General features: G+C 39.0%; 11 protein-coding genes. 10 read left to right on the forward strand and 1 reads right to left on the reverse strand.

What is annotated here, in order from left to right; genetic code table 11:
• Window positions 1-50: 50 nt before the first annotated feature.
• On the forward strand, window positions 51-1,298 hold the full coding sequence (metB, locus tag WNY98_RS03305; RefSeq protein ID WP_024598077.1) for a cystathionine gamma-synthase: 1,248 nt from the start codon (window positions 51-53) through the stop codon (window positions 1,296-1,298).
• 176 nt (window positions 1,299-1,474) lie between these two features.
• Window positions 1,475-3,820 (forward strand): bifunctional aspartate kinase/homoserine dehydrogenase II, encoded by a 2,346-nt coding sequence (gene metL / locus WNY98_RS03310; RefSeq protein WP_342877175.1) that lies wholly within the window; start codon window positions 1,475-1,477, stop codon window positions 3,818-3,820.
• Between the two features lie 64 nt (window positions 3,821-3,884).
• On the opposite strand, the gene WNY98_RS03315 is transcribed toward metL, so the two are convergent.
• A complete protein-coding gene (locus WNY98_RS03315; protein ID WP_342877117.1) occupies window positions 3,885-6,377 on the reverse strand; it encodes a PBP1A family penicillin-binding protein in 2,493 nt (830 codons plus the stop codon).
• 130 nt (window positions 6,378-6,507) lie between these two features.
• Here WNY98_RS03315 and WNY98_RS03320 point away from each other — a divergent pair, with 130 nt between their 5' ends.
• The 8 genes from WNY98_RS03320 to WNY98_RS03355 all read left to right on the forward strand — a co-directional run bounded on the left by WNY98_RS03320 (window position 6,508) and on the right by WNY98_RS03355 (window position 14,515).
• Entirely contained in the window at window positions 6,508-7,587 is a 1,080-nt protein-coding gene (locus WNY98_RS03320; protein ID WP_024598074.1) for a pilus assembly protein PilM, read from the forward strand.
• Window positions 7,575-8,147 carry a PilN domain-containing protein gene (locus WNY98_RS03325; protein WP_024598073.1) on the forward strand — a complete coding sequence of 191 codons (573 nt, stop codon included), beginning with the start codon at window positions 7,575-7,577 and terminating at the stop codon, window positions 8,145-8,147. Before WNY98_RS03320 ends, WNY98_RS03325 begins: the two co-directional genes overlap by 13 nt.
• Window positions 8,137-8,742: a type 4a pilus biogenesis protein PilO gene (locus WNY98_RS03330; RefSeq protein WP_007586270.1), complete on the forward strand. Its 606-nt coding sequence runs from the start codon at window positions 8,137-8,139 to the stop codon at window positions 8,740-8,742. Before WNY98_RS03325 ends, WNY98_RS03330 begins: the two co-directional genes overlap by 11 nt.
• Complete coding sequence (locus WNY98_RS03335; RefSeq protein WP_342877118.1) at window positions 8,739-9,278, forward strand: pilus assembly protein PilP; 540 nt, start codon at window positions 8,739-8,741, stop codon at window positions 9,276-9,278. Before WNY98_RS03330 ends, WNY98_RS03335 begins: the two co-directional genes overlap by 4 nt.
• On the forward strand, window positions 9,265-11,370 hold the full coding sequence (locus WNY98_RS03340; protein WP_170072559.1) for a type IV pilus secretin PilQ family protein: 2,106 nt from the start codon (window positions 9,265-9,267) through the stop codon (window positions 11,368-11,370). The genes WNY98_RS03335 and WNY98_RS03340 overlap by 14 nt, the downstream gene beginning before the upstream one ends.
• A gap of 184 nt (window positions 11,371-11,554) precedes the next feature.
• A complete protein-coding gene (aroK, locus tag WNY98_RS03345; RefSeq protein ID WP_004589350.1) occupies window positions 11,555-12,073 on the forward strand; it encodes a shikimate kinase AroK in 519 nt (172 codons plus the stop codon).
• A gap of 27 nt (window positions 12,074-12,100) precedes the next feature.
• Window positions 12,101-13,171, forward strand: a complete 1,071-nt coding sequence (aroB, locus tag WNY98_RS03350) for a 3-dehydroquinate synthase (protein ID WP_024598071.1) — start codon at window positions 12,101-12,103, stop codon at window positions 13,169-13,171.
• Window positions 13,172-14,515, forward strand: a complete 1,344-nt coding sequence (locus tag WNY98_RS03355) for an AAA family ATPase (RefSeq protein WP_076925374.1) — start codon at window positions 13,172-13,174, stop codon at window positions 14,513-14,515. It begins immediately after the preceding gene.
• Window positions 14,516-14,517 lie beyond the last annotated feature (2 nt).

Raw genomic sequence — 14,517 nt, forward strand, 5'->3', positions numbered from 1 at the left:
TAACTTACTCTTTTGGACGTCTAAACATCCAAATTAATCAGGTGACGAATATGAGCGAAAAAAACAAAGCAACCATTGCTGTACGTAACGGCGTTGATGCTGATAAACATCATGGTGCGGTGGTACCGCCAATTTATTTATCGACTACTTATTCGTTTGCCGACTTTGATACTAAGCGTGAGTATGATTATGGTCGTAGCGGTAATCCTAATCGTGATATTTTAGCTGAGACGCTTGCTAAGCTTGAAGGTGGCGCTCGTGGCATAATTACAGCTACAGGCATGGCTGCCGTGCATTTGGCTACTCAGCTACTTAATAGTGACGATACGTTAGTAATTCCACATGATTGTTATGGTGGCAGCTATCGTTTATTTACATCGTTACAAAAACGCGGACTACTAAAGCTCGAAATATTAGATTTAACAAAAGAAGAAAGCCTTCAACAAATTTTAGTAATTAAACCTAAGCTTATTTGGATAGAAACCCCAAGTAACCCAGTACTTCGTTTAACAGATATTAAAGCAGTGACTGATGTGGCTAAGCAATGCGGGGCTTTGGTTGCAGCAGATAACACGTTTTTGTCGCCTGCTTTACAAAACCCTATTAAGTTTGGTGTAGATATTGTGGTGCATTCAACCACTAAATACATTAACGGACACTCAGATGTAGTAGGCGGCGCTGTTATTGCCGCAACACAAGAGTTAGGCGATGAGCTTGCTTGGTGGGCTAATAACATTGGTATTACGGGGGCGCCTTTTGATAGCTATTTAACGCTTCGTGGTTTACGTACTTTAAATGTGCGCCTAAGACAGCATCAAGAAAATGCACTGGCAATAGCTAAGTATCTTGAAAACTCTGAATATGTAAGCCAAGTTTACTACCCAGGTCTTGAGTCACATCCTCAACATGAACTTGCTAAAGCACAGCAACTTGGCTTTGGTGGCATGGTTAGTTTTGATATTAAAGGCGATATAAACGACGCAGCGGCATTTTTAACTAGCCTTAAAACCTTTAGTTTAGCTGAGTCACTAGGTGGCGTAGAGAGCTTAATTTGTCACCCTGCAACTATGACGCACGCAGGTATGGACGCAACAGCACGTTTAGAAGCGGGTGTGGGCGATACGCTTATTCGTATTTCGGTAGGTATTGAAGATATATACGATTTAGTTGCTGATTTTGAGCGAGTGTTTGAACTTGTAAAACCAGGACAAAATAAAAATGTTGGCCGTGTAGGCAAAGGTGCAGGCACTTCTGGTGGTAACGTTAAATTAAGTGCAGCCCGTCCGGCGCTTTGGTAAGCAATACCAATCCGCAATAATACCTAATCAATTTGAGGGATTAAAGCTGGCGCTAACGTCGTTAAAAATTTCTGATATACGACTGCATGGATGCAGGAGGTAGAGCAATGCAGGAGCAATTGCCGAGAACAACTAAACTCAAAATAGACTACTTAATTAAGCGAATTGGTATAAATATGGTTAATTGTATACATAAATTTGGTGGCTCGAGTTTAAGCTCAAGTGAGCGATACCAAAGCGTTGCAAAAATAATAATTACACATACTCAACCGGGTGACTGTGTGGTGGTATCGGCTGCGGGTAAGACAACCGATACGCTAGTATTACTTTGGCAAAGCTATCAAAAGCAAGACAATCAAGCGGTAGCTGATATTTTACTACAGTTAAATAATCACCAAAGAGACTTAATAGAGCAGCTATTAGAAGCTGATTTAAAACGAAGTGCACTTAAAACACTAAATACCGAACTTAGTGATATTGCAGAACTTGCTCAAGCTGAGCAGCTAAAAGAGGCTGCGTTACTTGCACATGGCGAATTGTGGTCAGCACGCTTACTCGCCATTTATTTACAGCAGCTAAATATTGAGGCATGTGCTCAAGATGCCCGCACTCTTTTTACCTTGAATGATGGTGAATTAATGCATGCGCAAAATGCGCAGAAATGTGGGCAGTTAATTTTTCCTAATAAAATAAATGTTGTTACTGGGTTTATTGCCGCAGATATCAATGGTGAGACTGTAACGCTTGGCCGAAATGGTAGTGACTACAGCGCAACACTACTAGCAAATTACTGTAATGCTAAGCAGGTATGTATTTGGACTGATACGCAAGGAGTGTTTAGTACTGATCCACGTAAAGTGCAAAAAGCGATTAAATACGGCAAAATTTGCCGTGGACAAGCTAATTTATTGGCTCGTTTAGGTAATCCTGTATTACATGCAAAAACACTATCGCCACTTAAAAACACAGATATTAAGCTAGCTGTTCGCAGTAGTTTTGATGTGCAAGCAAGTCCAACAGATATAGTAAAAGAAGGTTCAGCGAAGAAAAAACGTTTTATAACCACGTTGCAAAATGTTGACCTATTAATGGTTGAAGGGTTAAGTGAAGGAGAGGTTGCAAGTGTTAGTCAGCTTATTCAGCATAGCCTTCATCACTTTAACCATAATGGTGAAGTGTATCTGGTAGTGCCAGCAGCACAAACTTATCTGGTTATTAATTACTTTGCGGGTAGAGCAAATATTAGCGAGTCAAATTTAAATGGCTGCGCAATTGTAGCGCCTGAGCAAGACGTTAATACATCATGCCTACAAGCGTTAGACTTATTAAAACTCCACAGCATAAAACCTCGTTTTGTCCATCAAGATACTGGCTATACTTTATTGCTTACCGATCAATTTATAGATAGTGATATACAAAGTGCCTTACACGATAAGCTAATTAATAAAGGCCAAGAAATCGCAATTATAGTTGCGGGGCTTGGTAACGTTGGCGACGTTTTTATTAAACAGTTATCGGCACAATTTGAGCGCTTATCGGATGACTTTAGTATTAAATTAGTCGGTCTAATTCGCTCTAAAAAAATGCTGTTTAATGCAAGTGGTATTAATACGCAGCAATGGAAAACTCAATGGCAGCATGAGGCTAATAGCTATCAATCTGCAGATTTACTGAATGCTATAAATGAGCTCGATTACGAGCATAAAATTTTAATTGATATTACCGCAAGTGAACAATTTAGCTTGTTATATCCAGACTTTGTAGATAGAGACTGTCATTTAATTAGTGCTAATAAATACGCTGGAACAGCATCTACTACTTGGTATAAAGCACTTCGTAGTAATATTTTAGAACGTAATTTACATTGGCGATATAACACCAGTGTAGGCGCTGGCTTACCTATTAACTTTGCTTTGGCTGATTTGCAAAATAGTGGCGATAAAATAACACGTATAGAAGGTGTTTTCTCAGGCACGCTTTCGTGGTTATGCAGTAAATATGATGGAATTAGGCCATTTTCTGAGTTGGTACTAGAAGCTCAGAAAATGGGATTCACAGAGCCAGACCCTCGCGAAGATTTATCTGGGCGAGATATGCAGCGTAAACTACTTATTTTAGCTCGAGAGCTAGGTGTAGAGCTTGAACTTGACGATATTAGCTTATCGGCATTGATGCCTGATGAACTTGCGCTGGGAAGTTGGGATGACTTTTTAAATAAAAAAACACAGCTAGATGCATTCATTGAAGAGCATGCAGCTACAGCAAAAGCTAAAAATTCAGTACTTAGATACACGGGCTTGTTAGAAATCAAACAAGGTGAAGTAATCGCTAAAGTGGGAATAGCGTATGTGCCTAATGGCGATGCGTTAGCAAACCTTACTCCTGGTGATAATATTTTTGTCATTAATAGCAAATGGTATAGCGATAACGCATTAGTGATTCAGGGGCCAGGAGCGGGTAGGGAAGTGACCGCTGCGGGTGTGCACTCTGATTTATATTGGCTTGTTCAAAACTTAAAATAAACCTTTGGTTTAAATAAAAACGGCAGCTTAAATAAGCTGCCATTTTTGTATTACGTACATATTATTAAAATAGCTCTTCTTCTGTTTTAGTGTCTTCTTCAAATATATCGTTAGGCTGAGATAGCACATACTTTGTAGGTGCGGTGCCTTTTTCAAAATATTCAAATCGACTCGTGTAGTCATTTCTATGGCTTAATAAACCAGTAGCTAAATCAATACGAATAGAAACAAGTCCCTCAGGCGGCTCAATTGGAGCTTCGGGCTTGCCTTCAAGTGCCGCTTTCATAAATTCAACCCATGCTGGCTGTGCGGTTTTAGCGCCCGATTCAGCACCTGATATTTGGCTGCTATCTAGGTTGTTGTTATATGTAGAGCGACCAAGAGCGTTGCCCGGATTATCAAAGCCAACCCAAACTGAGGTCATCACATTACTATTAAAACCGCTAAACCAGGTATCTACTGAGTCATTAGTTGTGCCTGTTTTACCCGAAATATCGCGACGGTCTAGTGCTTGTGCTCGCCAACCGGTGCCACTCCAACCTGTTTTGTGAGCCCAGCTACCACCCCCCCAGATTGCACTATTCATAGCATCGGCAATTAAAAATGCATTCTGCTTAGAAATAATTCTCGGTGCACATTTTTTAGTTTGCTCCTCTTCACCATCACTATTATGAATTGAGAGTGCATTGAGTGTTGGCAAAGGCTCTTCGTCACAGGCAAGAGCAGGGTTTGCTTTAAACAATACATTGCCATAAGCATCTTGAATTTCTGAGATGAAGTAAGGTTCAATTAAGTGACCGCCATTGGCAAATGTACTCATGCCTCGGGCAAGTTCAAGGGGAGTAATGGAAGCACTGCCAAGGGCTAATGATTCACTGCGATTAACGTCAGCGTCTTTAAAGCCAAATTTTAGTAAGTGATCAGCTGTACGTTGTAATCCAACACCACGCAGTAAACGCACCGAAATAACGTTTTTAGACTGTGCTAAAGCACGGCGAATTCGAATAGGACCGTTGTAAACAGCGGGGCTATTTTTAGGACGCCATGCTACGCCTTGGCTTTTATCCCATTGGTTTATAGGTGCATCGTTTAATATAGACGCAAGCGTGTAGCCCTTTTCAAGTGCTGCTGAATATATAAAAGGTTTTATATTAGAACCCACTTGACGCTTAGCTTGTACCGCACGATTGTATTGGCTTTGCTCAAAGCTGTAACCCCCTACAATGGCTTTTATTCTACCGTCTTGTGGATCGAGTGAGACAATAGCGCTTGATGCTTCCGGTACTTGGCTTAATAAGAAGCTGCTATCTTCGTTTTGACGTACCCATATTTGCATACCTGGTGTTAAAATGTCGGTAGCTGCTTTTGGAGCAAAGCTTTGGCGGTAGCGAGTAATATACTTACGCGCCCATTTTAAGCTATCCCAAGTTAGCGTTGTTTGCTCACCGTTTTTAAGCAGTACCGTAGCTGTTTTACCATTAACGCTAAGCACAGCTGCTGCTTTTAAAGTGCCTAACTCATTTACGCCCTGTAATTTATTAAGTATTTGCTGCTTAGTTAAAGCCGGTTGTGTTTCAGGGTTCCATAAAATATCAGTTGGACCTCTAAAACCATGACGCATATCGTAATTGTGTAAGTTATTTACAAGTGCGTTTTGCGCTGCTTTTTGAACCTTTGATTCTACTGAGGTAAAAATTTTAAAACCTGAGTTGTAGGCTTTATCAATTCCATAACGAGAGACCATTTCGGCGCGTACCATTTCAGAGATATACGGTGCGTATAAGTTTATTTCTGCACCATGAAAATAAGCGGTTATAGGTTGGCTTGTTGCTTCGTTATATTGTTCTTGTGTTATGTAATCTTCGGTTAGTAAGCGGCCTAAAACAACATTTCGACGTGCTTTTGCACGAGTCGGGTTACGAATTGGATTTAAGGCAGAAGGTGCCTTAGGCAAACCTGCAATCATCGCCATTTGGGCAAGTGTTAAATCTTTTAGCTCTTTACCGTAATAAACTTGCGCTGCTGCACCAATACCGAAAGCACGATTACCTAATTCTATTTTATTAAGATAAAGCTCTAAAATTTCGTCTTTTGTTAATACATCTTCGATATGAAGCGCTATAAATATCTCTTTAACTTTGCGTATATATGCTTTTTCGCGTGTTAAAAAGAAATTACGAGCAAGCTGCATAGTAATAGTACTTGCACCTTGTTTTTTCTCGCCAGTAGATATAAGAACAACAGCCGAACGTACGATGCCAATAGGGTCTATGCCTATATGATCGTAAAATCGATTATCTTCTGTCGCTAGAAATGCATTAATGAGTGTTTGAGGAATTTCATCAATAGTCACTGGAATACGACGTTTTTCACCAAATTGATTGATTAAAAGCCCATCTTTAGTGAATACTTGCATAGGAGTTTGTAATTGCACGTCTTTTAAAACTTGCACACTGGGGATATCAGGTTTAACGTAGTAATAAAGACTGATCAAAGTAATCAGACCAATTAACACACAAATGATAAAAAATTGTAAAGTTCGTTTTAATAAAATCACTTATATTTCCCTAAATGGACTCCCAATTGCGAGTTTTGACTGCTAGTATATATTGATTAAAAAATGAATAATATTTTTTCATATAAAAATTATAACTTGTTTATTATTAAAACAAAGGCCAAGTTGAAACATGCTAAGTCAACTATTTCAAAAACCGTCCCAAATGATGGTAGGAATTGATATTGGATCGCACTCTATTAAGGCTGTGCTTTTACGTGAAATTGAAACTGGATTTCGACTTGAAGCACTTGCAATTGAGCCGATGCCAAAAGGCGCTATGAGTGAGCGTACAATCCAAGATATTGAAGCGATTGGTAACGTAATTACAAAATTAAGAAAAAAATTACCAAAGTCGTTAAAATTTGCGGCAGTGGCTGTTTCTGGCCAAACAGTCATCACAAAAGTGATCTTCATGGATGTATCGTTAACTGATGCTGAACTTGAGTCGCAAATTGAAATTGAAGCCGATAGTTTAATTCCATATCCTCTTGATGAAGTAAGCCTCGACTTTGAGAAGCTTTCGACGAATGAAGCCGATCCTAGTAAAATGAATGTTTTGCTTTCAGCTGCCCGTACTGAAAGTGTTGAAGCGCGTGTTGGCGCTTTAGAAGCAGCAAATTTAGAAGCTAAAATAGTTGATGTAGAAAGCTATGCATTAAGTCGTGCAATGGATGTGTATTACCAACAGTTACCTAGCGACGCATTTAATAAATGCGTGGCTGTGGTTGATATTGGTGCGGTTTTAATGCTTGTGAGCGTTGTTCAAGCTGGGGAAACAATTTATACACGTGACCAAGTTTTTGGTGGTGACCAATATACAAATAGTATCGTTGCTTATTATAATAAAGGCTTTGATGAAGCTGAGATTGGTAAAACATCAGGTGATTTACCGCCAAACTACACCTTTGAAGTATTAGCCCCTTTTCAAACTTCGTTACTTCAACAAGTGCGACGTGCGGTGCAAATGTTTTTAACAACCAGTGGCAAAGAGCAAATCGATTATATTGTATTAACGGGTGGTACATCGATGATTAAAGGTATTGACCGATTACTCATTGAAGAACTAGGTATTCACTCTGTCGTTGCTGAGCCTTTTGAAAATATGGAAATTTCTCCAAAAGTAGATCGTAATGTAATGCAACGTCACAAAACGCAGTTTGCAATTGCGACAGGGTTGGCATTAAGGAGCTTTTCAACATGCCACATATAAATCTACTTCCTTGGCGTGAATCGCAGCGCGAAGAATCGAAAAAGAAATTTGTAACTATACTTATTGGTGTCGTTATACTTTGTTTTGCGAGTATGTACTTATTAAGCTCTTTTTATAGTTCATTAAAAGACGGTCAAAACTTAAAGAATAACTATTTAAGTTCAGAAATTAGCATGCTAGATAAAAAAATTAGTGAAATTAGAAGTTTAGATAAAAGAAAAGAAAACTTACAACAGCGTATGAGGCTCATTGAAGAATTACAAAGCAGCCGTAATTTGGGTACGCAAATAATGGATGAAGTTGCCAAAATAGTGCCGGGTGGGGTTTATTTAACAAAACTCGAGCGCCGAGGTAGCCAAATTCATGTATTGGGACGCAGTGAATCTAATAACCGTTTATCAACAATGCTGCGCCAAGTACAAAGCTCATATTTACTAGAGAATCCTTCAATGCAAGGCATTGTTGCAGGCGATCAATCTTCGCGTTTACTTAGTGATTTTAATATGGAATTTTATGTAAAACCATTTGATAAAATTGGTGAGGTTAGCGATGAGCCTTGATTTTAAAGCACTGAGTGAAATTGATTGGAATGAAATAGAGCTCGATAACATTGGCGATTGGCCTATTGCAGTTAAAGCAATTTGCTGTACGTTTGTTGCCGGACTTGTATTGTTTTTTAGTTATAGCCTGTTAGTTTCTGATGAAATTGATAGTTACCACAGTGCAGTTGCGAAAGAGGTCGAGTTACGCACAACTTATCGTACTAAATACGCAGTAGCGAGTAAGCTTGAGATCTATCGTCAACAAATGATTGAAATGGAAGATAAGTTTTCACAATTATTAAAACGTTTACCTACCTCTAACGAAACCCCTGGTTTACTTGATGATTTGTCGTATGTTGGCACAACAAGTGGTCTGACTTTTTTAAAAATAGGTTGGTTACCAGAAGTCGAGAAAGAATTTTATACTGAATTACCGATTAAAATAGAAGTGATAGGAACCTACCATGAGTTTGGTGAGTTTGTGGGTAAAGTAGCTCAGTTACCACGAATTGTAAGCTTACATGACTTTTCTATTTTATCATCGGGCGATAAACAGTTAACATTTAGTGTTGTTGCAAAAACATATCGTTATGAAGAAGGAGTTAAAAAATGAAGCTCCTTCGCGTAGTACCTGTAGTAATGGTGTTTATTTTGAGTGGTTGTAATGATGATACGTCTGAGCAAAAAGAATTTATTGACCAGGTAAAAGCAAGCACAACACCAAAGGTTGAATCAATTCCTGAGCTGACAAAGTTTGAAATATTTGAGTATAGTGCTGGTCAGCTACGTAGCCCGTTTGTAGCGCCTCAGCCTGAGATAATCCAAAATAAATTAACACAAGTAAAAAACTGTTTGCACCCTGATCAAGAGCGTCGCCGCGAACCGTTAGAAAAATACCCGCTAGATAACTTAGCAATGAAAGGCACAATTGGTTCTAGTGGACAAATATGGGCATTAATAACAGCAGCTGACGCTACTTTGCATCGTGTAACGGTAGGGAATTACCTTGGTAGTTATGATGGCAAAGTAAAAACAGTAAGTAACGACTATATAGAGTTAGTGGAATTAATCCCTGATGGGTCTGGCTGTTGGAAAGAGCGCTTGACTAAATTAGAAATGTTAGAGGCGGCAACAGATGGCGCAAATTAATAATAAAAAAGGTAAAAATAGCATGCATAAGGATGTACTTTGGCTTCATCGTATTTCACGAACATTACTGGCTGCTGTTGCTTTAGTCACTGTAAATTCAGCCGTTGCAGGGCCGTTACTTTATGATGTTCGTTATAATCCATTACTTAAAGGCGAAACTGAGTTACAGCTTGTTTTTGATGAAGAGTTAACGCTTGAGCCAAAAGTTCAGGTGTTTAATAGCCCAGCCCGAATCGAAATGTTTTTTGATACCGCAGAGTTAGAGGTTGGTTTAAATGATGTTGAAGTTAATCAAGCTGGAATTAGCAGTGTTACTAATGTTTTAACTAACAGTGGTTTAAAGGTAACAGTAAACCTCGATAGATTAAAAATTTATGAAACTGAAGTTCATAACAACTTAGTATCAATACGCGTGTCTGATAATCCTCTTACAGAATCTGAAAATGAAAATGTAGCGATGGACTCAGGTGACGTAAGTGGAAATTACATCAACCGTATCCAATCAATTGATTTTAGACGTGGTGAAAAGGGCGAAGCGAAAGTACTCGTATTTTTACAAGACACTCAAGCTGCAATTGAAGTTCATGAGAGTGGCGGGAAAATTTATGCTGACTTTCATCACACCGATATTTTAGATGACCTACTTTATGAATTAGATGTATTAGATTTTGGTACTGTTGTCAGTAATATCGAGACTTTTAAAGAAGACGGATTAAGTCGTGTTGTTATTGAGCCAAACGCTCAGTTTACATTTACGTACCAGCAAATAGATAATATTTTAACGCTGACGGTAGAAAAAGATGAAACGCAAAACGCCTATTTAGATGGTGGCGTTGAGTATCAAGGTCGCCCTATGACCTTAAATTTTCAAGATATCTCTGTGCGAGCAGCACTACAAATTATTGCGGGTTATAACGATTTTAACTTAGTAACCAGTGATTCAGTGACCGGTAATATAACACTGCGCTTAGATGGCGTTCCGTGGGATCAAGCGCTTGACGTAGTACTGCGTATTAAAGGGCTAGATAAACGCATGGATGGCTCTATTTTAATGGTAGCGCCTGCAGAGGAGCTTGCAGCACGTGAAGCTAAAGATTTAAAAGCTAAACAGCAAGTTGAAGACTTAGAACCACTCTATAGTGAATACATTCGATTAAACTACGCTAAAGCCGAAAATTTTGCTGACTTATTAAAAACAGATAGGAACAGTATTATAACTGCCCGCGGTAGTGTATCGGTTGATCAGCGTACAAATACTTTATTGGTAAAAGATACTGTAAAGAGTATAGAAAACATTCGCCGGATGATAGAAACACTCGATATTCCAGTACAGCAGGTTGTAATCGAATCTCGGATGGTAACTGTGCGCGATAACGTTACTGAGGACTTAGGTGTACGATGGGGCTTTAGTGACCAAGGTAGTAGTGTTGGTATTTCAGGCTCCCTTGAAGGCGCTGAAGGTATTTATAACGCAACATCAACTACAAATGCGCCAAGCATTTCAGATCGATTAAATGTAAATTTACCTATCACTAACCCTGCGGCCAGCATTGGTTTGCATATAGCAAAATTGGCTAACGGTACGTTAATTGATTTAGAGCTAAGTGCGCTTGAAGAAGAAAATAAAGGCGAAATTATTGCTAGCCCGCGTATCATAGCGGCTAATCAGCAAAAAGCACGAATAGAGCAAGGTACTGAAATTCCTTACACTGAGTCAGCTTCAAGTGGTGCTACTACCGTAAGCTTTAAAAAAGCGGTACTAAGCTTAGAAGTAACACCTCATATCACACCTGATAATAAAGTAATTCTAGACTTAATTATTACTCAAGACACGCGTGGCGATACCGTACAAACGGGAACAGGTGAAGCAGTGTCTATTGATACCCAAGAGATTCAAACACAAGTGTTAGTTGAGAATGGCCAAACCGTAGTACTCGGTGGTATTTTCCAGCAGCAGATCATTAATACTACGAGTAAAGTGCCAATTTTAGGTGACATTCCTTACGTAGGAAGACTGTTTAAAACCACGAGTGAGTTTAATGAAAAGCGTGAATTACTTATTTTTGTGACACCAAAAATACAAATTGATTAAAATACAGTGGTTTTATGTTAACCAACGGGTGATTATTTAGATTAATTGCTCGTTATATGGCTTTTTATGCTAATTGACTTGAAATACCCCCGCAATTACTGAGATAATCCCCTCCTTAATTTTGGGGCCAGGTCGTTAGGCGGGGTTTTATTTCAAATTTTAGAGTTTGTTTGTACTAAAAGATATGGCTGAGAAACGTAATATATTTCTAGTTGGCCCCATGGGGGCTGGCAAAAGCACGATTGGTCGTCACATCGCTGACCAATTACACCTTGAATTTGTTGATTCTGATCAAGAAATCGAACGCCGCACAGGTGCAGATATTGCATGGGTATTCGATCTTGAAGGTGAAGAAGGCTTTAGACTTCGAGAAGAGTCTGTTATTGGCGATTTAACCGAGATGCAAGGTATTGTACTTGCTACAGGTGGTGGTTCAGTAATGAGCAAAGAAGTCCGAAACAAGCTTTCGGCTCGAGGTATCGTTGTATACCTAGAGACACCTATAGAGAAGCAAGTTGCACGCACGCAACGCGACAAGCGTCGCCCATTACTGCAAACTGAAGAAGCACCTCGTAACGTACTAGAGCGCTTAGCAGAAGAACGCGAGCCACTATACAAAGAAGTTGCTGATTTTGTTGTACGTACCGATGAGCAAAGCGCTAAAGTTGTTGCTAACCAAATCATCGAGAAATTAGATTTTTAAAAACCAATAATAAAGGAATAGCCAAGCATGCTTAAATTAACTGTTAATTTGGACGAGCGAAGTTATCCTATTTATATTGGGCAATCTGCACTTCAAGATAATGGCCGCCTGGTTCACCACATTGGTGATTGTCGGCCTATCATCATTACTAATGACACAATAGCGCCTTTATATTTGCAAAGGTTACTTGATTCATTAGCTGATCTAAATCCGCTATCTTTTATTATTCCTGACGGTGAGCAATATAAATCACTGGAATGGTTTGAAAAAATATCAGCATTTTTACTACAAAATAACTGTGGCCGAGATACGTGTTTAATTGCGTTAGGTGGTGGTGTTGTAGGTGACCTAACTGGTTTTGTTGCGGCTTGTTATCAGCGCGGCGTACCGTTTATTCAAATACCAACGACAGTGCTTTCACAGGTTGATTCATCGGTAGGTGGAAAAACGGCAGTAAATCATCCGTTAGGTAAAAATATGATAGGGGCATTTTATCAGCCTCAAGCGGTTTTTATTGATACGCAAACATTACACACTCTACCTGCACGAGAGTTTGCAGCAGGTATGGCTGAAGTAATTAAGTATGGTCTGATTTACGATACCGAATTATTTGAATATTTGGAGCTAAATGTAGCTAATTTGCAGCAACTAGATGAAGCATGCTTACAGCATATCATTTTTAGATGTTGTGAAATAAAAGCGCTTATAGTTGCTCAAGATGAAAAAGAACACGGCTTACGAGCTTTGTTAAACCTAGGCCATACATTTGCCCATGCAATTGAGGCACAGATGGGTTATGGCGTTTGGTTACACGGCGAAGCTGTTGCAACAGGAATGGTATTAGCAGCTAAACTTGCCAAGACACGCCAAGATTTAAGCGCAAGCGAAGTTGATCGAATTATTAAGCTGCTTGAGCTATATAATTTACCAACAGAAATTCCAAAGCAAATGACTAGCGAGCAGTTTTTAACGCATATGCGTAAAGACAAAAAGAATAAAAAAGGCACTATCCGCTTTATTCTACCTACCCAATTTGGCCAGTGTGCATTAGTTGATAATGTATCTGATGATCAAGTTAGAGACTTAATCGAGCAGTAAATGCAGTCACAAATTTTACCAAGCCGTGCGGCTTTGGTGGATAGAATCGCACTGCAATTTGAGTACGGGCAAAATTTAATTGTTTTACTTGGCACTTCTGGGCTAGGTAAAAGTTATATGCTCGAAACCTTCATTACAGATAAATACAACGACTTTAATAAAGCCTTCGTGCAAGTAAGTGCACAAATGACTGACGCTCAGCTAATGAGTGAGTTATTAGAACAAAGCTTTAACTCCCCCCTGATCGATCATAACTTAAGTTTACCTGAAAACTATTACCAGTTGCTCCAGCAACAACCATGTGGGCCATGTTTATGGGTACTTGATGGCGGTAGGCAATTATCTGATGAGATGTTAATTGAGCTTGAGTTACTTTCTAAGAACAGCCCAAATACGCTATATATAATAATAGCTTCACAGTCTAAGCTGCCTTTAAACAACGCTGTTGAAATTTACTTGGAGCCGCTAACGCTTCGAGAAAGTAAGATGTTATTACAATGGTATTTTTCAGACTTACCTTATGATGAAGACCCTGTTTTTAGTACTTTTTTAGCTGAGGCTCAAGGTAATCCCAGTTTATTGCTTGCTTGGCAACCTAGTGAGCACATAGCCGATATTATCGTTAAGGACAAAGTATCTTGGCGATTGCACCTATTGATTTTGATGTTGCTGATTATGCTTTTAATTATTGGGCTACTTTATAAGTCGGATATGACACAGTGGTGGCAACAGTATTATCAGCAGGAAGAAACACAAGTCGTAAATACAGCAATATCTGTAGAGCAAGTAAGTGAGCCGGTTATAAAGAAAAATGACCCAGTAGCGAGCCTAAATAAACCAAAAGTAGTTGAGCAACCTATTAAGCTAGAACGCGAACACATTAATGATGTGCCTGCGATCATGCAAAGCCTTACCGAGTCTGCCAACTCCGTTAACGTACTAGACAGTGATGTTGATGTTAGTACTAATAATAAAAGCAGTGTATCAAGTGAGGTTAAATCTGAAGCTCTAAAAGTAAATACAGCAGAGCAAACTCAGAGTAGCCAAGATAATATATGGTACATGCAGCAAACAGATACAAATAGTGTTATTCAATTATTAGCCGTAACTCAGCAGGAAGTTAGCGATAGCTTTATTGCTCAATTCAATCTACAGCAGCAAACTCATACTTACCAAACGAAGCGAAATAATAAAATATGGTGGGTTGTTACATTTGGTAGTTTTGGAAGTATAAACGAAGCAAAATCAGCAATGGATACTTTATCTGCTGGGGTTAAAAAAAATAAACCTTTCTATAAAAAAATTAGTAAAATAAAGCAAGAAATAGCACTCGTAGATCAGTAAAA

Origin of the sequence: Pseudoalteromonas sp. AS71, from assembly GCF_038900275.1 — a bacterium.
In the GTDB taxonomy this organism is placed as follows: Bacteria; Pseudomonadota; Gammaproteobacteria; order Enterobacterales; family Alteromonadaceae; genus Pseudoalteromonas.

What these genes read in the sequence shown, in the direction of transcription:
- metB (WP_024598077.1), top strand. Translation starts at nt 51, where the DNA reads ATGAGCGAAAAAAACAAAGCAACCATTGCTGTACGTAACGGCGTTGAT.
- metL (WP_342877175.1), top strand. Translation starts at nt 1,475, where the DNA reads ATGGTTAATTGTATACATAAATTTGGTGGCTCGAGTTTAAGCTCAAGT.
- WNY98_RS03320 (WP_024598074.1), top strand. Translation starts at nt 6,508, where the DNA reads ATGCTAAGTCAACTATTTCAAAAACCGTCCCAAATGATGGTAGGAATT.
- WNY98_RS03325 (WP_024598073.1), top strand. Translation starts at nt 7,575, where the DNA reads ATGCCACATATAAATCTACTTCCTTGGCGTGAATCGCAGCGCGAAGAA.
- WNY98_RS03330 (WP_007586270.1), top strand. Translation starts at nt 8,137, where the DNA reads ATGAGCCTTGATTTTAAAGCACTGAGTGAAATTGATTGGAATGAAATA.
- WNY98_RS03335 (WP_342877118.1), top strand. Translation starts at nt 8,739, where the DNA reads ATGAAGCTCCTTCGCGTAGTACCTGTAGTAATGGTGTTTATTTTGAGT.
- WNY98_RS03340 (WP_170072559.1), top strand. Translation starts at nt 9,265, where the DNA reads ATGGCGCAAATTAATAATAAAAAAGGTAAAAATAGCATGCATAAGGAT.
- aroK (WP_004589350.1), top strand. Translation starts at nt 11,555, where the DNA reads ATGGCTGAGAAACGTAATATATTTCTAGTTGGCCCCATGGGGGCTGGC.
- aroB (WP_024598071.1), top strand. Translation starts at nt 12,101, where the DNA reads ATGCTTAAATTAACTGTTAATTTGGACGAGCGAAGTTATCCTATTTAT.
- WNY98_RS03355 (WP_076925374.1), top strand. Translation starts at nt 13,172, where the DNA reads ATGCAGTCACAAATTTTACCAAGCCGTGCGGCTTTGGTGGATAGAATC.